The sequence below is a fragment of the Nocardia sp. NPDC058519 genome (assembly GCF_042719755.1).
In the GTDB taxonomy this organism is placed as follows: Bacteria; Actinomycetota; Actinomycetes; order Mycobacteriales; family Mycobacteriaceae; genus Nocardia.
The window spans coordinates 1-22,070 of record NZ_JBHXNK010000018.1 but is presented as its reverse complement, the minus strand read 5'-3'; the positions used below and the strand labels follow the sequence as shown (position 1 = coordinate 22,070).

19 protein-coding genes and 3 pseudogenes are annotated in these 22,070 nt (G+C 68.0%); 11 read left to right on the top strand and 11 right to left on the bottom strand.

What is annotated here, in order from left to right; genetic code table 11:
* Window positions 1–3 precede the first annotated feature (3 nt).
* From fadD11 to ACFWPK_RS20170, 7 genes are read right to left on the bottom strand one after another with little or no spacing between them, the layout of a single operon-like run.
* A complete protein-coding gene (gene fadD11 / locus ACFWPK_RS20200) occupies window positions 4–1,803 on the bottom strand; it encodes a fatty acid--CoA ligase FadD11 (protein ID WP_378917915.1) in 1,800 nt (599 codons plus the stop codon).
* On the bottom strand, window positions 1,800–2,747 hold the full coding sequence (locus ACFWPK_RS20195) for an alpha/beta hydrolase (RefSeq protein WP_378917913.1): 948 nt from the start codon (window positions 2,745–2,747) through the stop codon (window positions 1,800–1,802). The genes fadD11 and ACFWPK_RS20195 overlap by 4 nt, the downstream gene beginning before the upstream one ends.
* Window positions 2,744–3,616, bottom strand: a complete 873-nt coding sequence (locus ACFWPK_RS20190) for a short-chain dehydrogenase/reductase (RefSeq protein ID WP_378918139.1) — start codon at window positions 3,614–3,616, stop codon at window positions 2,744–2,746. The genes ACFWPK_RS20195 and ACFWPK_RS20190 overlap by 4 nt, the downstream gene beginning before the upstream one ends.
* Entirely contained in the window at window positions 3,616–5,073 is a 1,458-nt protein-coding gene (locus ACFWPK_RS20185) for a flavin-containing monooxygenase (protein ID WP_378917911.1), read from the bottom strand. Before ACFWPK_RS20185 ends, ACFWPK_RS20190 begins: the two co-directional genes overlap by 1 nt.
* Window positions 5,074–5,076: 3 nt before the next feature.
* The gene (locus ACFWPK_RS20180) at window positions 5,077–6,549 is read right to left on the bottom strand and encodes an aldehyde dehydrogenase family protein (protein ID WP_378917909.1); all 1,473 of its coding nucleotides are present in this window, start codon (window positions 6,547–6,549) and stop codon (window positions 5,077–5,079) included.
* Between the two features lie 19 nt (window positions 6,550–6,568).
* Window positions 6,569–7,600 carry a PDR/VanB family oxidoreductase gene (locus ACFWPK_RS20175; RefSeq protein WP_378917907.1) on the bottom strand — a complete coding sequence of 344 codons (1,032 nt, stop codon included), beginning with the start codon at window positions 7,598–7,600 and terminating at the stop codon, window positions 6,569–6,571.
* Window positions 7,597–8,478 carry a metal-dependent hydrolase gene (locus ACFWPK_RS20170; protein ID WP_378917905.1) on the bottom strand — a complete coding sequence of 294 codons (882 nt, stop codon included), beginning with the start codon at window positions 8,476–8,478 and terminating at the stop codon, window positions 7,597–7,599. Before ACFWPK_RS20170 ends, ACFWPK_RS20175 begins: the two co-directional genes overlap by 4 nt.
* 98 nt (window positions 8,479–8,576) lie before the next feature.
* Here ACFWPK_RS20170 and ACFWPK_RS20165 point away from each other — a divergent pair, with 98 nt between their 5' ends.
* The gene (locus ACFWPK_RS20165) at window positions 8,577–9,194 is read left to right on the top strand and encodes a TetR/AcrR family transcriptional regulator (RefSeq protein WP_378917903.1); all 618 of its coding nucleotides are present in this window, start codon (window positions 8,577–8,579) and stop codon (window positions 9,192–9,194) included.
* Window positions 9,195–9,209: 15 nt separating this feature from the next.
* Here ACFWPK_RS20165 and ACFWPK_RS20160 read toward each other — a convergent pair whose 3' ends face one another.
* Entirely contained in the window at window positions 9,210–10,358 is a 1,149-nt protein-coding gene (locus ACFWPK_RS20160; protein ID WP_378917901.1) for an acyl-CoA dehydrogenase family protein, read from the bottom strand.
* A 191-nt stretch (window positions 10,359–10,549) separates the two neighbouring features.
* Between ACFWPK_RS20160 and ACFWPK_RS20155 the strand changes: the two genes are divergently transcribed.
* The 9 genes and pseudogenes from ACFWPK_RS20155 to ACFWPK_RS20115 all read left to right on the top strand — a co-directional run bounded on the left by ACFWPK_RS20155 (window position 10,550) and on the right by ACFWPK_RS20115 (window position 20,568).
* A complete protein-coding gene (locus tag ACFWPK_RS20155; protein ID WP_378917899.1) occupies window positions 10,550–12,049 on the top strand; it encodes a CoA-acylating methylmalonate-semialdehyde dehydrogenase in 1,500 nt (499 codons plus the stop codon).
* Window positions 12,050–12,056: 7 nt separating this feature from the next.
* On the top strand, window positions 12,057–13,196 hold the full coding sequence (locus ACFWPK_RS20150) for an acyl-CoA dehydrogenase family protein (RefSeq protein ID WP_378917897.1): 1,140 nt from the start codon (window positions 12,057–12,059) through the stop codon (window positions 13,194–13,196).
* Entirely contained in the window at window positions 13,193–14,263 is a 1,071-nt protein-coding gene (locus tag ACFWPK_RS20145; protein ID WP_378917895.1) for an enoyl-CoA hydratase/isomerase family protein, read from the top strand. The genes ACFWPK_RS20150 and ACFWPK_RS20145 overlap by 4 nt, the downstream gene beginning before the upstream one ends.
* On the top strand, window positions 14,260–15,156 hold the full coding sequence (gene mmsB, locus ACFWPK_RS20140; protein WP_378917893.1) for a 3-hydroxyisobutyrate dehydrogenase: 897 nt from the start codon (window positions 14,260–14,262) through the stop codon (window positions 15,154–15,156). The genes ACFWPK_RS20145 and mmsB overlap by 4 nt, the downstream gene beginning before the upstream one ends.
* Window positions 15,153–15,929 carry an enoyl-CoA hydratase gene (locus tag ACFWPK_RS20135; RefSeq protein WP_378917891.1) on the top strand — a complete coding sequence of 259 codons (777 nt, stop codon included), beginning with the start codon at window positions 15,153–15,155 and terminating at the stop codon, window positions 15,927–15,929. Before mmsB ends, ACFWPK_RS20135 begins: the two co-directional genes overlap by 4 nt.
* 33 nt (window positions 15,930–15,962) lie before the next feature.
* Window positions 15,963–17,173: pseudogene (locus tag ACFWPK_RS20130) on the top strand (acetyl-CoA C-acetyltransferase).
* 29 nt (window positions 17,174–17,202) lie between these two features.
* On the top strand, window positions 17,203–19,365 hold the full coding sequence (locus ACFWPK_RS20125; protein WP_378917889.1) for a 3-hydroxyacyl-CoA dehydrogenase NAD-binding domain-containing protein: 2,163 nt from the start codon (window positions 17,203–17,205) through the stop codon (window positions 19,363–19,365).
* Window positions 19,366–19,378: 13 nt separating this feature from the next.
* Window positions 19,379–20,056 (top strand): TetR/AcrR family transcriptional regulator, encoded by a 678-nt coding sequence (locus ACFWPK_RS20120; protein WP_378917887.1) that lies wholly within the window; start codon window positions 19,379–19,381, stop codon window positions 20,054–20,056.
* A 2-nt stretch (window positions 20,057–20,058) separates the two neighbouring features.
* The gene (locus tag ACFWPK_RS20115; RefSeq protein ID WP_378917885.1) at window positions 20,059–20,568 is read left to right on the top strand and encodes an SRPBCC family protein; all 510 of its coding nucleotides are present in this window, start codon (window positions 20,059–20,061) and stop codon (window positions 20,566–20,568) included.
* Between the two features lie 86 nt (window positions 20,569–20,654).
* Here the strand turns inward: ACFWPK_RS20115 and ACFWPK_RS20110 are convergent, their stop codons facing one another.
* From ACFWPK_RS20110 to ACFWPK_RS20100, 3 genes and pseudogenes are all read right to left on the bottom strand, one after another.
* Window positions 20,655–21,122, bottom strand: coding sequence for an NUDIX hydrolase (locus ACFWPK_RS20110; RefSeq protein WP_378917883.1), 468 nt, complete (start codon window positions 21,120–21,122; stop codon window positions 20,655–20,657).
* A 142-nt stretch (window positions 21,123–21,264) separates the two neighbouring features.
* The gene (locus ACFWPK_RS20105; RefSeq protein WP_378917881.1) at window positions 21,265–21,795 is read right to left on the bottom strand and encodes a class IV adenylate cyclase; all 531 of its coding nucleotides are present in this window, start codon (window positions 21,793–21,795) and stop codon (window positions 21,265–21,267) included.
* Window positions 21,796–21,817: 22 nt separating this feature from the next.
* Window positions 21,818–21,946, bottom strand: a pseudogene (locus ACFWPK_RS20100) (SAM-dependent methyltransferase); the annotation flags it as partial.
* A 30-nt stretch (window positions 21,947–21,976) separates the two neighbouring features.
* On the opposite strand from ACFWPK_RS20100, the pseudogene ACFWPK_RS20095 reads away from it, so the two are divergent.
* A pseudogene (locus ACFWPK_RS20095) lies at window positions 21,977–22,070 on the top strand (hypothetical protein); the annotation flags it as partial.

Here is a 22,070-nt window from a genome sequence, read left to right as displayed (position 1 = left end):
GCGTTACCCGGCGTTGACGATGTGGGCGGGTGGGTTCTCGGCGTAGAGCTCATCGATCTGCGCGGTGTACTTCTCGGCGATGACCTTGCGCTCGAGCTTCAAGGTGAGCGTGACCTCGTCGCCGCCCGCCTCCCAGAACGTGGGCAGGACGCGGAAGCGCTTGACCTGCTCCACTCGCGAGAGCTTGCTGTTGCCCACGGCCACACCGGCTTCGATCGCGGCGAGCACCGTGGCATCGACGGCCAGCGCGGCGGCGGAGGCGTCGGACAAGCCGTGCTCGCGAGCGTAGGGCTCGACGGATTCGGCGTCGAGCACGATCAAGGCGGTGTTGTAGGACCTGCCGTCGCCGAGGACGGCCATGGCGCCGATCAGCGGGGTGGCGGCCTTGATCGCGTTCTCGATGTTGGTGGGCGACATGTTCTTGCCCGCCGCGTTGATGATCATCTCCTTCTTACGGTCGACGACGCGGAGGTAACCCTGGTCATCGATGTTGACGATGTCACCGGTGTGCAGCCAGCCCTCGGCGTCGACCGCCTCGGCGGTCTGCTCGGGCAGGCCGCGGTAGCCCTTCATCACCAGTGGCCCGCGCACGTGCAGTTCACCGTCGTCGGAGAGCCGGGACTCCATGCCGGGCAACAACTTTCCGACCGCGCCGAGCTTGGCTTCGCTGGGATGGCTGACGCTACAGATGCACGACAGCTCCGACATGCCCCAGATCTCGGCGATCGGGATGCCGAGACCGGCGAAGAAGGCCAGCGTCTGGGGCGGGATCGGGGCAGCACCCGACATGGCCCACCGCACCCGGTCCAGGCCGAGGGCCGCGCGCAGCTTGCTGAGCACCAGGTCGTCGGCCCGCGCCCATTCGGCGGCGAGCTCGGCGGGCACCGGTTCGTCGGCCAGCTGGTGGGCGCTGCGCGCCGCGGCGACCGACATGGCCCACGCCATACCCTGGCGGCGGGTCTCGTCGGGTTCGGCCGCGACCTTGAATTCGATGGCGGCCTTGAGCTTTTCCCACACTCGCGGTACCGCGCCCCAGATGGTCGGATGCAGGTCGGCGAGGGCGGGGGCGATCTGCTTGGGGTCGCCGACACAGGTCACCTGGGTGCCGAGCACCTCCTGGACATAGAGCGCGGTGAGCCGGTCGGCGATATGGGCCGTCGGCATGAACGAGGTGATGGTGTCACCGAATTCGATGCCGAGGATGCCGGCGATGCCGTGCACCTGGAACAGCAGCGCGGCATGGGTGGTCTCGACGCCCTTGGGCGCGCCGGTGGTGCCCGAGGTGTAGATCAGGGTCGCGACATCATCGCCGCGCACCGCACGCCAAGCGGCGTCGAAGTCGAAATCGTCGCGGCCCGCTTCGACCAGATCGGCCACCGACAGCGTGCCCTCGGGTGCCTCGTCCACACAGACGATGTGATCGAGTTCGACACCGGACGAGGCGATCAGCTTGGCGTACTGCGGCTCGCAGATCACCACGCGCGCTTCGGCATTGCCGAGCACGTAGGCGAGCTGTTCGGGGGAGAGGGTGTTGTACACCGAGAACGAGGTGGCGCCCAGATGCTGCGCGCCGACTTCCAGAGGATAGAACTCCACCCGGTTGCTCATCATCAACGCGACGGTGTCGCCGCGGCGCACGCCGAGACCGGCCAGTCCGGCGGCGACCGCGCGGACCTGGGCCGCGTACTCGCCCCAGGTGATCGTCTTGGCGTCACCGGGGGTACGCAGAGCGACCGCCGCGGGGTCGATCGATGCGGTGTGCTGGAAAGCTGCGGGCAGGGTGTCGAAACGGGGAATGCTCACGAGGCAGGCACTTTCTGGGTCATGACCGCGGGTGCGGTGTCGAGATGAGCGGCGACGAAGCGAGCCGCCGCTCGATAGGCCGTTCTGGACTCGGGGACGACGATGGGCAGCGTCTGGAAGGCATGCATCTGATCCGGCCACACCTGCAGTTCGCAGTGCGCTCCGGTGTCGCGCCAGCGACTCGCCAGCACGGTCGCGTCGGCGCCGAAGTACTCGGTGTCGCTGGCGTGGATCAGGTTGGGCGGCAACCGCATTCCGGGGACGGGCCGCAGTTCGAACGGTTCGCTGGTGAAGGCGGCGATCGCCTGCCTGGCGATCTGGGTGGACAGCAGTCCGTCGCGGTGCTCGTTCTCGTGGCCGATGGCGATGGCGAGACTCAGGTCGGCCATCGGGGAGAACAGCACCAGCGCACCCGGTTCGGGCAGCCCGGCGCGGGCGTTCTCGACGGCCAGATGCGCCGCGAGGAAGCCACCGGCCGAATCACCGGCGACGACGATCCGGTCGGCGCGATAGCGCCGGGTCAGCCACCGGAACGCGGCGGCGACATCGGCGGGAGCGGCGGGGAACGGGTGCTCGGGGGCGAGTCGATAATCCAGGGTGAACACCGGAAGTCTGGTCGCGGTGGACAACCGGGAGGCGACGCCGCGGTACCCGAGGGCCGAGCCCGCGACGAACCCGCCGCCGTGGATGTAGAGCACGACCGCGTCGCAACGGTCGGCGCGCGGCCCACGCACCCACTCGCCGCGGATCCCGTCCTCGTCCACCGGCTCGGTGGTCGTCGCGCGCAACGGTGGCGCGCCCGCCCGCAGTGCCTGTTCTATGAGCAGCCGCGACGGCGGCAGTGTGTAGGCGTTCACCGGCGTGAGCGCGGCCAGCTGGCCCACGGTGAACGCCGACACCTGCCGAACGGTGCGGGCCCGCAGCGACCCGCGTTCGATGGTCACCGGCGTTGCTCGATCGACCGGATCAGCGCGTGCACCGTGGAGTCGGCGGCGAGCCGGTGATCGAGGACGACATTGATCGCGCCGCGCAACAGCGCGTAGGGCTCCCAGCCGCTGGGCGCGATGGTCCGCGGCGCGCGGCGGGCGATGCCGTCGGCGATCGTGCGGGCGGCGTACTCGGCGGTGATCCGCACATTGAGCGGCCACGGCAGCATTCCGTCGAGCTCTTTGCCCAGGTCGTCGACGTCGAGCATGTCGTGGGTCATCGCGGTGTCGACGATGCCGAAGTAGGCGACGCCCGCGCTGGCCCCGCTCGCGGCGAGTTCCACGCGCAGTGCCCGGCCCAACTGCTCGACCGCGGCCTTGCTCACCATGTACGGCGAACCGCCCATCCCCGGCGCGAACGCCGCGCACGACGATACGACGACGACATGTCCGCGCGCGCGGACGATATGGTCGAGCGCCGGATGCACGGTGTTGAAAACACCGGTGAGGTTGATCCCGATCACCCGGTCGAAGTCCGCCGGATCCATCGTGCGCACGGTGGCGGGCACCGGGGTCACACCCGCGTTGGCCACGACCACGTCGAGCGTGCCGAACCGCTGCACCACCTCCTCGACCGCCGCCGACATCTGTGCCCGGTCGGCGACATCGGCGCCGATGCCATGGGCGTCGCCTCCCAACTCGTCGGCTGCCCGGCGGGCCGCGGCGGCGTCGATGTCGATCACGACGACCTGCGCGCCGCGGCGGGACAGGATCGCGGCCAGCTCACGGCCGATGCCCTGGCCCGCACCGGTGATCAGGACGACCTTGCCCGCCACGTCGTAGGAGGGGGCGAACCAGCCGGCCGGTGTGAGATCGGGCAGGCGCATCATGCCGACACCTCGTAGGACTCGATGTCGAATCGACGGGTGCGGCGCCTGTATTCGAAGCTCCAGCTCGGGTACAGCCCGGCGTTGCCGCCCTCGGCGGTGGTGTAGTAGCTGTCGCAACCGCCGGTCAGCCAGACGGTGTCGGTGCTGCGCACGCGCATCTCCTCGACGAAATCCTCCTGCACCTGCGGGCGGACCTCGACGCGGGTCTCGCCGCGGGCCCGCAGCGTGGTCAGCGCGTCGACGATGTAGGCGATCTGCGACTCGATCATGAAGACCGCCGACTGGTTGCCCACCGCACCGAACGGGCCGAGTGTGCAGAAGAAGTTCGGGAATCCGGCGACCGCCGCACCGAGGTAGGTCTGCGGCCGCTTCCGGTAGAGCTGGGCGATCGAGTGCCCGTCGCGGCCGATGATGCGGTCGAACACACTCGGCGTGGAGGTGAAGCCGGTGCCGTAGATGATGGTGTCCACGGGGATCTCGACCCCGGCGCGGGTGACGATGAAGCGCGCGCGGACCTCGGCGATGCCGTCGGTCACCACATCGACGTTGTCCTTGTCGAGGGCGGGCAGGTAGGCGTCGGAGAAGATCGCCCGCTTACAGCCGAGCATGTAGTCCGGGGTCACCTTGGCGCGCAGCTTCGGGTCGCGGATCTGGCGGCGCAGCTGGATCCGGCCGAGCAGCTCGTAGGGATGGCGGAACCGGTTGTCGACGAAACCGACCAGGCCGAAGCTCTCGATCAGCGAGTACCAGGTGCCGCGAACGGCCTTCTGCGCCAACGGGATCTGGCGCAGCAGCCGACGCTCGAGCCCGATCGTCGGCCGGTCGAGCCGCGGCACGATCCACGGCGCCGACCGCTGGAACACCGTCATCGCGGCGACCTCGGGCTGGATCTCCGGCACGAACTGGACCGCGGAGGCGCCGGTGCCGATCACCGCGACGCGCTTGCCGGTCAGATCGTGGTCGTGATCCCAGTGCAGCGAGTGGAAGGCCGTGCCTTCGAAGGTCTCGAGACCGGGCAGTGACGGATACTTGGCCTCGGCGAAAATGCCTGCCGCGGAGAGGAAGTAGTCCGCGGTGAGCTCGCCGCGCGAGGTCTCGATCCGCCACAGTGACTGCTCGCCGTCCCAGCGCGCGTCCAGCAGTTCGGTGCCGAGGCGCACATGCCGGATCACGTCGTTGTCCTCGGCGACGGTGCGCAGGTAATCGAGGATCTCGGCCTGCTTGCCGTAGGTGCGCGACCACTCCGCGTTGGGTGCGAAGGAGTAGCTGTAGAGCTGGGAGGGCACATCGCAGGCGCAGCCGGGGTAGGTGTTGGCCTGCCAGGTGCCGCCGAGGTCATCGGCGCGTTCCAGCACGACGATGTCGTCGAAGCCGGCTTCGCGGAGTTTGATCGTCAGCCCGATCCCACCGAATCCGGCGCCGAGCACGACGATGTGCGTGTGTTCTGTGGGCATGGGTCAGCCGATCCTTCCGTGCAGCACCGACACCAGGCGATCGACGACGTTGTCGATCGTGGCGCTGCGGGTGAATGTCGTGAGCGCCAGCGGCGAGGAGAACCGTTGCCGGGTGGTCGCTTTGGCGTAGGTGAACTCGCGCAGGCCGTCGGGTCCGTGCACCCGGCCGAAGCCGGAGGCCCCGACCCCGCCCAGCGGCAGCGCCGGGATGGTGGCGTGCGCGATGAACGCGTTGATCGAGGTACCGCCCGCGTTGATGCGGTCGGCGATCGCGTCGCCGTCGCGGCGGGCGAACACGGTGGCGCCGAGCCCGTACTCGGAGTCGTTGACCCGCTCGATCGCCTCGTCCATGGAATCGACCCGGGTGACGACCAGCGTCGGGCCGAAGGTCTCCTCGGTGACCGCGGCCGAATCGTGCGGCACGTCGACCAGGATGGTCGGCTGCACGAACTGGCCGTCGATGGCGTCGAGCCCGCCCAGTAGTGCCCGGCCGCCGCGTGCGATGGCGTCCTCGATGTGGCGCTGGATCACCGCGAGCTGTTTGGGCATGGTGATCGGACCGATCTTCGCGGCGCCCTGCCCGGCACGCAGATCGCCTGCCCGATCGAGCAATTCGGTGAGGAACGTATCGTAGACGTCGGTGTGCACGTAGACCCGTTCCACGCCGAGGCAGGTCTGTCCCGCATTGGCCATGCCGCCCCACAGCGTGGCGTCGGCCGCGGCGCCGAGGTCGGCGTCGGCGTCGACGATCAGTGCGTCCTTGCCGCCACATTCCATGAGGACCGGCGTGAGGCGTTGCGCGCAGGTGGCCATCACGCGCTTGCCGGTCTCGGTGGAACCGGTGAACCCGATCTTGCCGACCCGGCTGCGGCACAGCGCCGCACCGGTCTCGCCGCCGCCGGTGATCACCTGCAGCACAGGCTGTTCGGGTACCACGCGGGCGAACGCCTCGGCGAGCCAGACGCCGACGCCGGGGGTGTACTCACTGGGTTTGAACACCACCGCGTTGCCGGCGGCTAGAGCGAACGAGATCGAGCTGAGCGGGGTGAACACCGGATAGTTCCACGGGCCGATCACCCCGACCACGCCGAAGGGGCGGTATTCGACCCGGCAGGCCTGGTTGACGGTGAGCAGACTCGGCGCGACCGAGCGCGGTCCGAGCACGTCTTTCGCGTTGTGGGCGGCCCATTTCAGGTGCTCGAGCGCCATCACGATCTCGAGTGCGGCGTCGGAGTGCGGTTTGCCCATCTCCGCGCCGATGATGCGGGCGAGTTCGTCGCGGCCGCGGGTGATCTCGGTGCGCCAGCGATCGAGGCGACGGGCGCGTTCGTCGAAACCCACTGTGCGCCACCAGGTCGCGGCACCGTGGGCCCGCTCGACGGCGGCCTCGACGCCGATCTCGTCGTGGTGGGGATAGGAACCGACCAGGGCGCCGGTCGCGGGACTGTGGACGTCGAAGGTGAGGGAGGTGGTCATGGGACCATGCCTTTCGCGGTCAGAGGTCCAGCGTGAGTGCGCCACCGGCGGAACGGGATACGCAGGTGAGGAGGTGATCGGCGCGCTCGCCCGGGGGGAGCAGTCGGTCGCGGTGGTCGATCTCGCCCGCGATGACCTTGGTCTTGCAGCTGCCGCAGAAGCCCTGCCTGCAGGAGAAGGCGACATCGGGGCGCGCCCGGCGAATCGCGTCGAGGGCGGTCTCGGTGCTGCCCACCCGCACGGTCTCCCCGCTGCGGGCGAGGGTGATGTCGAATTCCTTGCCGTCGGTCACCGGCCGCGCCGAGAACAGTTCGGTGTGCAGCGAGGCGGTGGGATTGCGCGCGAACAGGCCGCGCTGGGCGGCATCGAGGACCGGGGGAGGGCCGCACACGTACACCGCCGCGCCGGGAGCCGCGGTGGCGAGCAGCGCGGAGATGTCGGGTGTGCCGGTCTCGTCGTCGGGGCGCAGCTCGGTGCCCGCGGGGAGTTCGCCGAGGAACGGCATGGTTTCCCGCGACCGACCGAGGTAGACCAGCCGTCCGCGAGAACCGGCCGCGTGCGCCATCGGCAGGATCGGGGTGATCCCGATCCCGGCGGCGATGAACAGGTACGACGGTGCGGTCTCGACGAAGGTGAAAGCGTTGCGCGGGCCGCGGATACGGAGCACGTCCCCCGAGCGCAGGGCGTGCATCTCCCGCGATCCGCCGTCGCCGTCCGCGAGACGGCGCACCGCGATGCGGTAGCGGTGCCGGTCGCGCGGGTCGCCGCACAGGGAGTACTGGCGTTGGCGGCCCGAGGCGAGGAAGACGTCGATGTGGGAACCCGGCCGCCACGACGGCAGGGTCGCGCCTTCGGTGTGGGCCAGGGTCAGGCTCACCACATCGGTGGCCTCGGCGTGCACCGCTTCCACCCGGACATCGAGGTCGAAGCCGTTGTGCCGCACCGGATGTGGTGGCGACAGCGTGGGCTGGGTGAACACCTTCTTGTAGATGTCGACGGCGGCGCCGAGCGCTCGCAGGCTCGGCGTCGCGACATCGGCGACAGGGTTCACGCGCGCGCCGCCGGCGAATGCGCCAGGTACCGCAGGGCGTTGTCCATCGAACCCAGCTGCGAGGGGTGGAAACCCGGCCGCAGGTAGCGCGGCATCTCGGTGACGAAGGTGGTGAAGTTCGGGATCACCCCGCGCACCGTCGCGCTCACGAACTGCCTGGCCCAGGAGCGTCCCTTGTTCTTGCTGGGGTCCTGGCGATACAGGTAGGCGGTCGAGACGATGAACAGCGGTAGCAGGGTGCCACTGGCGAGCAGCCCGGTGCGCAGCCGCCGGGCGTAACCGCCGTCGACGTGCATGTACGCGTCGAACACCACGCTGCGATGCTCGACCTCCTCGGCGCCGTGCCAGCGCACCAGGTCGAGCATCGTCGGGTCCATCCCGAGCTCGGCCAGCACATCCGATTCCAGCAGCCATTCGCCGATGACGGCGGTGAAGTGTTCCATCCCGGCGAACAGGCCGAGGCGTTCCTTGAGCCATTCCTCCTTGGCGCGGCCGGTGAGGCCCTGGTCGCCGAGGATCCGATCGACCATCCAGGCGATCTTGGCGACATAGGACTCGACATCGAGCCCGATCGACTGCAGGTGCCGCCGCGCGCCTTCGTGGCTGCTGGCGTGCATCGACTCCTGGCCGATGAACCCGGTGACCTCCTCCCGCAGCCGCTCGTCCTGGATATAGGGCAGGGCCTCGGCGAGGCACGTGGCCATCGCTCGTTCGCCCTCGGGAAGTACGAGATGCATCACATTGGTGACATGTGTCGCGAGTACTTCGCCCGGGATGTAGTGCATGGGCACCGACGTGAAGTCGAAATGCACATCCCGCGCGTGAATTGCGTGCGCTTCTTCCTGATAGGAGCGCGCCGTTGCACCGTTATCAGCCATATAGAGACCGTACAGTGCAACAAATATCTTCGCAATGTTGCAGAGTGACCTGATCCACGTCTGTGACCGTGGCTCGCCGCGCCTGCTACCGTCGAACCGTGCTCTCTACCGCCGCGACCTCGGGGAATTCGCCCACCGCCGACTCGGTCGAAGAACGAATTCTCGATGCCGCCCTCGTGCAGTTCGAGCGGGTCGGCGTGCGCAAGACGACGATCGAGGACATCGCAAGGGCCGCCGACGTCGACCGCGCCACCGTCTACCGGCGCATCGGGTCGCGCGATGACGTGGTGAGCGCGGCGTTCGAACGAGAGGTGCGCAGGCTGCTCGCCGACCTGGGGGAGATCCCGGCGCGCCACGACACCTTCGACGACATCGTCGTCGACATCTTCACCACCGTGATCACGCGCTGGCGGGCGCACCCACTGGTCGAGCGGCTGCTGACCCTGGAGGCCGACCGGCTGCTGCCGCAGCTCACCGTCGACGGCGCGTCGTTCTTCCTGCTCTCGGTCGCCGCATCCACGGAGATCATCCGAAAGGTGCTCGAGGGCAATCGATTCCCCGACATCCCCGATCTCAGCGCGCGCGTCGAAGTGGTCTGCCGGGTGGTGCACTCGCTGATCCTGCAGCCGGTCGGCACCATCGATACCGGCTCGGAGCAGGCCTTGGCGGCGTTCGCCCGCGCCTACGTGGTCCCGATTCTGGTGACCGGCTCGTAGACGCGGGCCGACGCGTCAGAGGAAGCGGGCGATCAGGTCCTTCATGACCTCGTTGGCGCCCGCGTAGATGCGTGAGATGCGCCCGTCGATCCACAGGCGCGCGATCGGGTACTCCTCCATGTAGCCGTAGCCGCCGTGCAGCTGGACGCACCGGTCGATCACCTGGGACTGCTGATCGGTGGTCCAGTACTTGATCATCGCGGCGGTCTTCACATCCAGTGCGCCGCGCAGGTGCTTGGCCACCGCGTCGTCGACGAAGGTGCGCACGACGGTCGCGATCGTCGCGCAGTCGGCCAGCTCGAAGCGGGTGTTCTGCAGGGCGAACAGCGGCTTGCCGAATGCGTTGCGCTGCTTGACATAGGCGAGCGTCTCGTCGACGGCGGCCTCGATCGCGGCCGCGGCGGCGACCCCGCAGATCAGCCGTTCCTGTGGCAGTTGCTGCATGAGCTGGATGAAGCCCTGGCCCTCGGCGTCGCCGAGCAGGTTCGCCTGCGGCACCCGGAGCCCGTCGAAGAACAGCTCGGTGGTGTCCTGGCCCTTCTGGCCGACCTTCTTCAGCAGTCTGCCGCGCTCGAATCCGGGGGTGTCGTCGGCGACCTCGGCGACCACCAGCGACACGCCCTTGGCGCCGAGGCTGGGGTCGGTCTTGACGGCGATGATCAGCAGATCGCAGTTGCGGCCGTTGGAGATGAAGGTCTTGGCGCCGCTGATCACGTAGTCGTCGCCGTCCTTCACCGCCTTGGTCGCGATGTTCTGCAGGTCGGAGCCGGTGCCCGGCTCGGTCATGGCGATGGCGCCGATCCACTCGCCGGAGGCGAGCTTGGGCAGCCAGCGCTTCTTGTTCTCCTCCGAGGCGTAGGACAGGATGTAGTGCGGCACGATGCCGGTGTGCACACCCAGCTGCATCGCGGAGTCGCCGCCTTTGACCTGCTCGGTGAACGGCACGGCCTCGTGCGCGAAAGTGCCACCGCCGCCGCCGTATTCCTCGGGAACCGACATGCACAGCAGGCCCAGCTCACCGGCCTGCCGGTAGACCTCACGGCTGGGGTAACCCTGCGCGGCGAACTCCTCGCGGTGCGGCGCGACGGTGTTGACGAAGAAGTTGCGGGCCAGCTCGGCCAGGCCCTGCAGCTCCGACTCGGCGTCGGTGTCGACGGTGCTCATCGAGTTCCTCTCCTTGTTTCGATGGACTGCGCACCAGAGTGGACACTCTGTTGGCAATCTGTCAATAGTGAGGGTAGGGCATTGACAAACATCAACCGTACTGCGAAGGTTCCAATTGCTTGGACATCCAACTATTGGATAACCTCCAACTGCGCGCACCGCGCAACCGACATCAACGGAGTAGGACTGGCATGGTTCGCGAACTCACGCACTTCATCGGCGGCAAGCACGTCACCGGCACTTCCGGCGCCTTCGGCGACGTCTTCGATCCCAACCTCGGACAGGTCCAGGCCAGGGTTCCGCTGGCGAACACCGCCGAGGTGGCCGCGGTGATCGCGAACGCGGCCGAGGCCCAGCGGGGGTGGGCGGCGTTCAACCCCCAGAAGCGCGCCAGGGTGCTGATGAAGTTCGTGAACCTGGTCAACGACGAGATGGACAGCCTGGCCGCGCTGCTCTCGGCCGAGCACGGCAAGACCATCGCCGACGCCAAGGGCGACATCCAGCGCGGACTCGAGGTCATCGAGTTCGCCATCGGCATTCCGCACCTGCTCAAGGGCGAGTACAGCGACAGCGCGGGCACCGGCATCGACGTGTACTCGATGCGTCAGCCGCTCGGTGTCGTCGCCGGGATCACCCCGTTCAACTTCCCGGCGATGATCCCGCTGTGGAAGGCGGGCCCGGCGCTGGCCTGCGGCAACGCCTTCGTGCTCAAGCCGTCCGAGCGTGATCCCTCGGTGCCGCTGCGCCTGGCCGAGCTGTTCCTCGAGGCGGGTCTGCCGCCGGGCGTGTTCAACGTGGTCAACGGCGGTAAGGAAGCCGTCGACGCGATCCTGCACGACCCGCGGATCAAGGCGGTCGGCTTCGTCGGCTCGACCCCGATCGCCCAGTACATCTACGAGACCGCGACCGCCAACGGCAAGCGCGCGCAGTGCTTCGGCGGAGCCAAGAACCACGCCGTCGTGATGCCCGACGCCGACCTCGACGATGTCGCCGATCAGCTCATCGGCGCGGCGTACGGCTCGGCGGGTGAGCGCTGCATGGCGCTGTCGGTGGCCGTGCCGGTGGGTCAGGAGACCGCGGATCGGCTGGTCGCGAAGCTCACCGAGCGCGTGCACAAGCTCAATGTCGGCCGCTCCGACGACCCGGGCGCCGACTTCGGTCCGCTGGTCGGGCTCGACGGTGTGAACCGGGTCAACGACTACGTGCAGATCGGTGTCGACGAGGGCGCGCAGCTGCTGGTCGACGGTCGCGGACTGACCGTCGACGGCGCCGAGGACGGCTTCTTCGTCGGTGCGAGCCTGTTCGACAACGTCACCGCCGACATGCGGATCTACAAAGAAGAGATCTTCGGCCCGGTGCTCACCGTGGTGCGCGCGGGGGACTACGAAGAGGCGCTGCGGCTGGTCGACGAGCACGAATACGGCAACGGTGTCGCGATCTTCACCCGCGACGGTGACACGGCCCGCGACTTCTCCGCCCGCGTGCAGGTCGGCATGGTCGGCGTGAACGTGCCGATCCCGGTGCCGATCGCCTACTTCACCTTCGGTGGCTGGAAGGGCTCGGGCTTCGGCGACCTCAACCAGCACGGCCCGGACTCGATCCGGTTCTACACCAAGACCAAGACTGTCACCCAGCGTTGGCCTGCCGGACTCAAGGAGTCCAACGCGTTCGTCATCCCGACGATGGACTGATGCGGTGATGTTCACCCTCGATGAGGACGAGCGCGCGATCGGTGAGACCGCGCGCCAGTTCGCCGACGAGTTCCTGGCGCCGAACGCGCTGGATTGGGATGAGCGCAAACACTTCCCGGTCGATGTGCTGCGCAAGGCAGGCCCCCTCGGGCTCGGCGGCATCTCGGTGCGCGGCGACGTCGGCGGCTCCGAACTGCGCAGGCTGGACGCGGTCCGGATCTTCGAACAGCTCTCGACCGGGTGCCCCTCGGTGGCGGCGTACATCTCGATCCACAACATGGCGACCTGGATGATCGATGCCTACGGCACCGAGCAGCAGCGGCAGCGGTGGGTGCCGGGGATGGCGTCGATGGAGCTGCTCGGCAGCTATGCCCTGACCGAGCCGGGCATCGGCTCCGACGCGGCGGCCTTGAGTACCAAGGCCGTTCGCGACGGCGAGGACTACATCCTCACCGGCGCCAAGCAGTTCATCTCCGGCGCGGGCGCCAATGACGTGTACGTGATGATGGTGCGCACCGGCGGGGACGGCCCGCGCGGTATCTCGGCGCTGATCGTCCCGGCCGACACACCGGGTCTGACGGTCGGTCCCAATGAGAAGAAGATGGGCTGGAATGCCCAGCCGACCCGTCAGGTCCTGCTCGACGGCGCCCGGGTGCCGGTCGCCAACCGCCTCGGGGCCGAGGGCGACGGCTTCTCGATCGCGATGAACGGCCTCAACGGCGGGCGGCTCAATATCGCCGCCTGCTCGATCGGCGGCGCGCAGGCCGCGCTCGACAAGACGGTCCGCTACCTCACCGAACGCCACGCCTTCGGTAAACCGCTGGTGCGCAACGAGGCTCTGCAGTTCGAGCTGGCCGACATGGGCACCGAGCTGGAGGCGGCACGGACCCTGCTGTGGCGGGCCGCCGCCGCGCTGGACGCCGACGCACCGGACAAGGTATCCCTGTGCGCGATGGCGAAGCGATTCGCCACCGACACCGGTTTCGAGGTCGCCAACAAGGCACTGCAATTGCACGGCGGCTACGGCTACCTGCACGAATACGGCCTGGAGAAGATCGTGCGCGACCTGCGAGTGCACCAGATCCTCGAGGGCACCAACGAAATCATGCGGGTGGTCGTCGCCCGCTCACTGATCGGAGCAGCATGACCGACGAGCCCGAAGTCCTGATCACCGTCCGTGACGGTCTCGGCCTGATCACCCTGAACCGGCCCAAGGCCATCAACGCGCTCAATCACGCGATGACCCTTGCCATCACCGACGCACTGCGGTCCTGGGCCGACGACGACGCGGTGCGCACCGTCGTGCTCACCGGCGCGGGCGAGCGCGGGCTCTGCGCGGGCGGCGACATCGTCGCCATCCACGCCGACGCGAAAGGCGGTACGGCCGGCGCTGATTCGCCGACCGGGCGGTTCTGGCGCGACGAGTACCATCTCAACGCGCTGATCGGCAGCTATCCCAAGCCGTATGTGGTGATCATGGACGGCATCGTGATGGGCGGCGGGGTCGGTCTGTCCGGGCACGGCAGCCACCGCGTCGTCACCGAGCGGTCCAAGATCGGGATGCCCGAGGTCGGTATCGGTTTCATCCCCGACGTCGGCGGCACCTACCTGCTCTCGCGGGCGCCCGGTGAGCTCGGCACGCACGTCGCGTTGACCACCGCCCGCATGGGCGCGGGCGATGCGATCGCGGCCGGATTCGCCGACTACTACGTGCCTTCCGGCGATCTCGACGGCCTGCTCGACGCGCTGCGCACGGCGAATGCCGACGAGGCGATCGCGCAGTTCGCCACGGCCGCACCGGCTTCGGAGTTGCTCGCCCAGCAGAGCTGGATCGATGCCTGCTACAGCGCGGACACCGTCGAGGAGATCGCGGCAAGGTTGCGGGCCCACGAGTCACCCGATGCCGCGAAGGCCGCCGACGACCTGCTGGCCAAATCGCTGGTGGCGCTGAAGGTCACGCTGCGGTCGCTGCGCGCGGCGCGCGAACTGACCAGCCTCGAGGCGGTGCTCGACCAGGAATACCGGGTCTCGATCGCCGCGCTCGGCTCACACGACCTGGTCGAGGGCATCCGCGCCCAGGTGATCGACAAGGACCGCAATCCCCAGTGGCGGCCGGCAACGCTCGCCGAGGTAACCGACGACCAGGTGGCGGCCTACTTCGCCGATCTCGGTGCGGCGGAACTGGGTTCGACGACAGCGAAGGCGCAGCGATGAGCAAGAAGATCGGTTTCCTCGGGCTCGGACACATGGGCGGCCCGATGGCGGCGAACCTGGTGCGGGCGGGCTACGAAGTGCTCGCCTACGACCCGGTGCCCGCCGCGCAGGAACAGGCCCGCACCGACGGCGCGACCGTGGTGGACACCGCCGCCGCGGCTGCCGCCGACCGTGACGTGGTGATCACCATGCTGCCCAACGGCAAACTCGTCCTCGACGTCTACGCCGAGCTGCTGCCCGCCGCCACGCCGGGCACGCTGTTCATCGACTGTTCCACCATCGACGTCGCCGACGCGAAAGCAGCTGCGGCACTGGCCGTCACGGCGGGTCACCGCCCGCTGGACGCGCCGGTCTCCGGTGGTGTCGCCGGGGCCACCGCGGGCACCCTCACCTTCATGGTGGGTGGCGCGGCAGCCGACTTCGCCGACGCGAGCGAGGTGCTCGGGGTGATGGGCGGCAAGGTGGTGCACTGTGGTGACGCCGGGGTCGGTCAGGCCGCCAAGATCTGCAACAACATGCTGCTCGGGATCTCCATGATCGGGCTGTCGGAGGCGCTGGTGCTCGGTGAGCGACTCGGCCTGAGCCACCAGTCGTTCTTCGACGTGGTGTCCACCGCATCGGGCCAGAGCTGGGCGCTGACCAGCTACTGCCCGGTGCCCGGCCCGGTGCCCGCCAGCCCTGCCAACAACGACTACCTGCCCGGCTTCGCCACCGCGCTGATGTCGAAGGACCTCACCCTGGCCGCGAACGCGTTGCAGGCCAACGGGATCGACGGACAGCTCGGCGAACTCGCCGCCGCGATCTACGCGCGGTTCAACCAGACCGACGCACACCGCGACTTCTCCGCCATCGTCACCGACATCCGCGACCGATCCGGCGAGGCCACCGCGTGAACGACTACGAAACCATCCTGGTCGAGACCAAGAACCGCGTCGGCTGGATCACGCTGAACCGGCCAAAGGCCCTCAACGCACTCAACACCGGGGTGCTCGACGACATCGTCGCCGCGCTCGACGAACTCGGGCGTGACGACGAGGTCGGCGCCGTCGTGATCACCGGCTCCGCCAAGGCATTCGCGGCGGGCGCCGACATCAAGGAGATGGCGCCCAAGTCGTACATGGACATGTTCATGGACGATTTCTTCGCCCGCTGGGACCGGCTCGCGCAGTTCCGCAAGCCCACCATCGCCGCGGTCGCGGGATACGCCCTGGGCGGCGGCTGCGAGCTCGCCATGCTCTGCGACATCCTGATCGCCGCCGACACCGCGCAATTCGGCCAGCCCGAGATCAAGCTCGGCGTGATCCCCGGCATCGGTGGCTCCCAGCGACTCACCCGCGCGGTGGGTAAGGCCAAGGCGATGGACATGGTGCTGACCGGACGCACCATCGGCGCCGAGGAAGCCGAACGCGCCGGCCTCGTCTCGCGCATCGTGGCCGCCGACGACCTGCTCGACGTCACGGCCGAGGTGGCCGAGACCATCGCGGCGAAGTCGCTGCCGGTCACCATGATCGCCAAGGAAGCAGTGAACCGGTCCTTCGAGACCACCCTCGCCGAGGGAATCCGCTTCGAGCGCCGCGTCTTCCACTCGCTGTTCGCGATCGAGGACCAGACCGAGGGCATGAACGCCTTCGTCGACAAGCGGCCACCGAACTTCACCCATCGCTGACCCGGCATCACCCCACACACTTTTCGAGGAACCATGACCGAGGCATACATCTACGACGCGATCCGCACCCCGCGCGGCCGCGGCAAGAAGACCGGCGCCCTGCACGGCGTCAAGCCGCTCGACCTGGTGGTCGGGCTCATCGATGAACTGAAGACCCGCCATCCCGACCTCGATCCCGCCGCGATCGATGACATCGTGCTCGGCGTGGTGTCGCCGGTGGGCGACCAGGGCGCCGACATCGCCAAGACCGCCGCGATCGCGGCCGGACTGCCAGACACCGTCGCCGGCGTGCAGCTCAACCGGTTCTGCGGTTCGGGCCTGGAAGCGGTCAACACCGCCGCGCAGAAGGTGCGGTCGGGCTGGGAGCAGCTCGTCATCGCCGGTGGCGTGGAGTCGATGTCGCGGATTCCGCTCGGCTCCGACGGCGGCGCGTGGCGCTCGACCCGATCACGAACTACCAGTCCTACTTCGTGCCGCAGGGCGTCAGCGCCGACCTGATCGCCACGATCGAGGGTTTCACCCGCGAGGACGTCGACGCCTTCGCGGTCCGGTCACAGCAGAAGGCGGCAGCGGCTTGGTCGGGCGGCTACTTCGCCAAATCGGTTGTTCCGGTGCGTGATATCAACGGCGCGGTGCTGCTCGACCACGACGAGTTCATGCGGCCGGGCACCACCGTGGACAGCCTGGCCGGGCTGACACCGTCGTTCGCGGCGATGGGGGAGATGGGTGGCTTCGACGCGGTCGCCCTGCAGCGCTACCACCACATCGAGAAGATCAACCACGTGCACCACGCCGGTAACTCCTCCGGCATCGTCGACGGTTCGGCGCTGGTGCTCATCGGCAGCGAATCCGCGGGCAGCGCAGCCGGTCTCACCCCGCGCGCCAGGATCATCGCCTCCGCGGTGAGCGGCAGCGACTCCACGATCATGCTGACCGGACCGGTCCCGGCGACCGAGAAGGCGCTCGCCGTCGCGGGTCTCACCGTCGACGACATCGACCTGTTCGAACTCAACGAGGCCTTCGCCTCGGTGGTGCTGAACTTCCAGAAGAAGCTCGGCGTGCCCGACGAGAAGATCAACGTCAACGGCGGCGCCATCGCCATGGGCCACCCGCTGGGCGCCACCGGCGCCATGATCACCGGGACCATGGTCGACGAGCTGGAGCGCCGGGGAGCGCGCCGCGCGCTGATCACGCTGTGCATCGGCGGCGGCATGGGTATCGCCACCATCATCGAGCGCGTCTGAGCGCCGGACCCGGATACAGAGGAAAGACCATGAGCGAGAACATGATTGCCTGGGAGCTGGGCACCGACCGGGTGCTCGTGCTCACCATCGACGACCCGAACCAGTCGACGAACACCATGACCGAGGCGTTCGCGCGCGACCTCACCGCGACCGTCGACCGGCTCGAAGCGGAGAAGGACACCTTCGACGGCGTCATCCTCACCTCGGGCAAGGACACGTTCTTCGCCGGTGGCGACCTGAACCTGCTGATGAACGCGACACCGGAGACCGCGCCGCAGATCGCGCTCGGCCTCGACACCTACAAGGCCGCGTTCCGTCGCCTCGAGACGCTGGGCAAGCCGGTGGCCGCCGCGATCAACGGCACCGCGCTCGGCGGCGGCTTCGAGGTCGCGCTCGCCGCCCACCACCGGATCGCGCTCGACGCCAAGGGCAGCCTGCTCGGCCTGCCGGAGGTCACCTTCGGGCTGCTGCCCGGCGCGGGTGGCGTCACCCGGACCGTCCGGCTGCTCGGCATCACCAACGCCGTGCTCAATGTCGTCGGGCAGGGCCAGCGGATGAAACCCGCAAAGGCGTTGCAGGTCGGGATCATCCACGAGGTCGCCGCCACCCGCGAGGAGATGTTCGCGCAGGCCCGCGCCTGGATCGCGGCCAACCCCGAAGCGGCCCAGCCGTGGGATGTCAAGGGCTACAAGATCCCCGGCGGCCTCCCGTCGAGCCCGGCGCTGGCAGCCAACCTGCCCGCGTTCCCCGCCAATGTGCGCAAGCAGCTCAAGGGCGCGCCGATGCCCGCGCCGATCGCGGTGCTGGCGACGGCGGTCGAGGGCGCGCAGGTCGACATCGACACCGCGTTCGCCATCGAGACCCGCTACTGCACCAACCTGATCTGCGGTCAGGTCTCCACCAACATGATCAAGTCCCTGTTCTTCGATCTGGGGACGATCAATAAGGGCGGCAGCCGCCCCGAAGGCTTCCCCGTGCGCACGCCGGAGAAGGTCCTCGTGCTCGGCGCGGGCATGATGGGCGCGGGCATCGCCTATGTGCAGGCCCGCGCCGGTATGCAGGTCGTGCTCAAAGACGTCACCATCGAGGCGGCCGAGCGCGGTAAGGCCTACTCGGCCAAGCTGCTGGACAAGGCGCTGAGCAAGGGTGCCGTGACCCAGGACAAGTACGACGAGATCCTCGGCCGCATCCACCCGAGCGCCGATCCGGCCGACGCCGCGGGCTGCGACTTCGTCGTCGAGGCGGTGTTCGAGGACCCGGGCCTGAAGAAGAAGGTGTTCGGCGAGATCGAGGCGCTGGTGAACCCGGATGCCCTGCTCGGCTCCAACACCTCCACTCTGCCTATCACCGACCTGGCCACCGGCGTACAGCGACCCGCGGACTTCATCGGTCTGCACTTCTTCTCGCCCGTGGACAAGATGCCGCTGGTCGAGATCATCGTCGGCGACCAGACCAGCGACGAAGCGATCGCCCGCGCCATCGACTACACCCTCGCCATCAAGAAGACCCCGATCGTGGTCAACGACAGCCGCGGCTTCTTCACCAGCCGGGTCATCGGCCAGTTCATGGACGAGGCCATCGCGCTGGTCGCCGAGGGCGTGCACCCCGCCAGCGTCGAACAGGCCGCCACCCAGGCGGGCTACCCGGTCGGCGCGCTCGCGCTGGCCGACGAGATCAATATGAAACTGGCCCAGAAGATCCGGCGCAGCCTGAAGGAGAACCTGCTCGCCGAGGGCCGCGACTGGACCGATTCGAAGGCCTACCCGCTCGTCGACGCGATGGTCGACGACTTCGACCGGCCGGGCAGGCTCGAGGGCCGCGGCTTCTACGACTACGACGCCGACGGCAAGAAGCTCGGCCTTTGGCCGGGACTGGCCGAGAAGTACACCCGCGACCACGGCATCCCGTTCATCGACATGCAGGAACGGATGCTGTTCGCCGAATCCCTCGACACCGTGCGGTGTTTCGACGAGGGTGTGCTCCGCACTGTGCCGGACGCGAACATCGGATCGATCTTCGGCATCGGTTTCCCCGCCTGGACCGGTGGTGTGATCCAGTACATCAACCAGTACGAGGGCGGCCTCGCCGGATTCGTCGCGCGGGCCGACCAGCTACGCGCGGCCTACGGCGCCCGCTTCGAGGTCCCGGAGTCGTTGCGCACCAAGGCCGCAGCAGGCGAAACGCTCGGTTGAGCACCGGTTTCCGATGACGACGATGCGCGGCGACACCCGGCACCCGGTGACCCCGGGTGCCGGGGGATCGGCCACCTCTGCCGCCGACCTTCGGGGGCCCGTCGCGCGGGCCCACCGGCGGCAGACGATGCTGGTCGCCGCGCAAGAGGTCTTCGTCGCCAACGGATACCACGGCGCCAGGATGGACGAGATCAGCGCCAGGTCCGGGATCAGCAAGCCGGTGCTCTACGATCATTTCGCGAGCAAGCTGGATCTGTATCTCGTTGTGCTGCAACTTCATCTGGACCGGATGGTCGACGGGGTCCGCGCGGCTCTCGCTGCGGGCACCGAGCCACGAAACCGGGTGCGTGGGGCGGTGCAGGCCTATTTCGATTTCGTCGAACACGACCTGGGCGGGTATGTGCTGGTGTTCGAATCGGCGGTGCCGAGCGAACCGTGCGTCGAATGGCGGGTGCGCAACGCGATGCGCGAATGCGCCGTCTCAGTGAGCGCTGAACTGAGGGCAGCGGGTGTGGACGCGAACAGGGCCGACATCCACGCCTGGGGACTGGTCGGCCTCAGCCGCCTCGCGGCAGGCCACTGGCTGGAGGCCGGGCGGCCGATCCCGAAGAAGGACGCGGTCGACACCGCGTCCGCCCTGTGCTGGAACGGACTATCGACAGTGGATCGACAACAGGAAGAACACCGATAACCATGGCTCAGTCATTCGCCTTGATCGAATCCGACGACGAATTCCTCGCGAGCGCATCGAACCGCTTCGTCCACATCCTCGACATTCCCGCCCCGCCGTCGGAGGTCTGGGCGGCCCTGACCGCCGACGACGCACTTGTGTCGTGGTCCGGGCTGGTCACCGGAATGCGGTGGACCTCGCCGCGACCCTTCGGCGTCGGCGCGGTCCGCGTCGTCACCCTCGGGCGCATCGCCGCCCTGACCGAACGCTTCTACCGCTGGGAAGACCAGCAGCGCATGACCTTTACCGTCGACTTCGCCTCGATCCCCGGGCTCCGTCGCTTCGCCGAGGACATCGAACTGGCCCCGACCGCCACAGGAACCCGGCTGACATGGACCTTCGCCGTAGAGGGCAAACAGCCCCTGCAACTGCTGTTGCGCTCGACGAGCGCGGTGACAGACCGGGTCACCGCCTCCATCGCCAAGGGCATCGTCGGCCGTGTCGCCGCGACGGCGCCGACCGGGGGAGAGTGACACCGACCGCTGCGCTGTGATCAACCACCTGGCCGCCACCGTGGTCGTTGTATCGCTCGATGGGCTCGAGGCCGTGCCGCCGGTATTCAGTGCTGGATCAAACCGCCGACGGGAGTGGTCGTGACGTGACCGGTTGCCGGAAGTGTCTGTGCCAGAGCCAGGCCGTTTTCGACAAGCGATGATCGGCGCAGAGAAGCCACCTCACCGATCGGAGTCCAGGTGGGCTCGACAGTTGCCCCGTCCAGTTCGGCTCGAAGCCGACCGCCGGTGACTCGGACGCGGTAGAAGATTCCGACATTCTGATGCTCGACTCCCGCATGGGCAACGGCCGCGGAAATCACCCTCGAATCCACCCCCAGCAGGCGTTCGACAACCCCGCTGTAGCCGGTTTCCTCGGAGAGCTCCCTGATCACCGCATCGAAGGGATCCTCCGCATGCTCGACCCCACCGCCTGGAAGTGTCCACGTGGTTTCGCCGCTTGCAGCCACGTGACGAGTGAGCAGCACCCGCCCCCGTTCGAGGCAGACGGCGTAGGCCGCGATTCTGAAACTCATCCACTGAACTGTAATCCCGCCATCTGGGTTGCTCGGCGCTGACGAGGTCCGTGCGGTCGGTGACGAGGTTGCGCCATGCCCGCACCGATCACCTTGGCGTTGTTCTGCTGTTCGGGCAGCTCGCGGCGAGGTATGGACAGCGTCAGAAGCGCAGTTCTCGTATCGTGTTGAGGTCGATTCCGTGGCGTGCGTAGGTTTTTATCGTGTTCTCGCCGGTGAGGTCTGCTTCGGTGTAGCCGAGCAGTTCGGCGACACGGATGACGTCGGCTTTGGTGGCGGCTTCGATCTCGAGATACGACGGGATCCTGGGCCAGTTATCGAGTTCGAGCTCTGCGCCGTCGAGCGTGTAGCTGATCCGCTTGGTTTCCTGGTACGACTTCGCAGAGAATCCCATCATCTCGAGCAGGGCGTTGGTAGCGGCGAAGTCGTCGACGCTCACCTCCACCTCATGTGTGCCGTCGATGGCGTCGCTGGCGATCTCTTTGACCGCGAGCGTCGTCCGTTTTCCGTTGTCGCGCAGCCTGATCCACTTGCCATTGACACCGGGGGTGACGTCGTAGACGTAGCGGCGCATGAATCGCTCGCCGAGCTTGCGGCCGCCTTTGTCCAGGATGTGACGGTCGATGATGTCGGGGTCGATGTCGAGGATTTTCGCTTCGTGCTCGATGGGCACGGGGCTCCTTCTGAGTTGTTGTGATCGGGTCGTTGTCGATGTAGAGCGTGCGGGCGGAGTCGATGCGGTCCGCGGCGATGTCGTGGATGTTGGGTGTGTGCGGCAATCCGCACCCAAGTTCTACGAACTGGGCTACCCGGTGGTGGTCGATGAGGTCCGGTAGGTCAGGGCTGTAAGTACAGTCGGGTCGGCCAAGGGCGCGGTGTCCGGATTGCTCCGAATCCGTTTCCCTTGGCCGCCCGCCGAACCGGACGTGCGGCTCTCACCGCATCCGG

Excerpts from the sequence above, each read along its gene's own strand:
- ACFWPK_RS20170 (WP_378917905.1), bottom strand. The coding sequence starts at position 8,478 with ATGGCTGATAACGGTGCAACGGCGCGCTCCTATCAGGAAGAAGCGCAC.
- ACFWPK_RS20155 (WP_378917899.1), top strand. The coding sequence starts at position 10,550 with ATGGTTCGCGAACTCACGCACTTCATCGGCGGCAAGCACGTCACCGGC.
- ACFWPK_RS20185 (WP_378917911.1), bottom strand. The coding sequence starts at position 5,073 with ATGCCCACAGAACACACGCACATCGTCGTGCTCGGCGCCGGATTCGGT.
- mmsB (WP_378917893.1), top strand. The coding sequence starts at position 14,260 with ATGAGCAAGAAGATCGGTTTCCTCGGGCTCGGACACATGGGCGGCCCG.
- ACFWPK_RS20120 (WP_378917887.1), top strand. The coding sequence starts at position 19,379 with ATGACGACGATGCGCGGCGACACCCGGCACCCGGTGACCCCGGGTGCC.
- ACFWPK_RS20145 (WP_378917895.1), top strand. The coding sequence starts at position 13,193 with ATGACCGACGAGCCCGAAGTCCTGATCACCGTCCGTGACGGTCTCGGC.
- ACFWPK_RS20190 (WP_378918139.1), bottom strand. The coding sequence starts at position 3,616 with ATGCGCCTGCCCGATCTCACACCGGCCGGCTGGTTCGCCCCCTCCTAC.
- ACFWPK_RS20125 (WP_378917889.1), top strand. The coding sequence starts at position 17,203 with ATGAGCGAGAACATGATTGCCTGGGAGCTGGGCACCGACCGGGTGCTC.
- ACFWPK_RS20115 (WP_378917885.1), top strand. The coding sequence starts at position 20,059 with ATGGCTCAGTCATTCGCCTTGATCGAATCCGACGACGAATTCCTCGCG.
- ACFWPK_RS20110 (WP_378917883.1), bottom strand. The coding sequence starts at position 21,122 with ATGAGTTTCAGAATCGCGGCCTACGCCGTCTGCCTCGAACGGGGGCGG.
- ACFWPK_RS20150 (WP_378917897.1), top strand. The coding sequence starts at position 12,057 with ATGTTCACCCTCGATGAGGACGAGCGCGCGATCGGTGAGACCGCGCGC.
- ACFWPK_RS20180 (WP_378917909.1), bottom strand. The coding sequence starts at position 6,549 with ATGACCACCTCCCTCACCTTCGACGTCCACAGTCCCGCGACCGGCGCC.
- ACFWPK_RS20160 (WP_378917901.1), bottom strand. The coding sequence starts at position 10,358 with ATGAGCACCGTCGACACCGACGCCGAGTCGGAGCTGCAGGGCCTGGCC.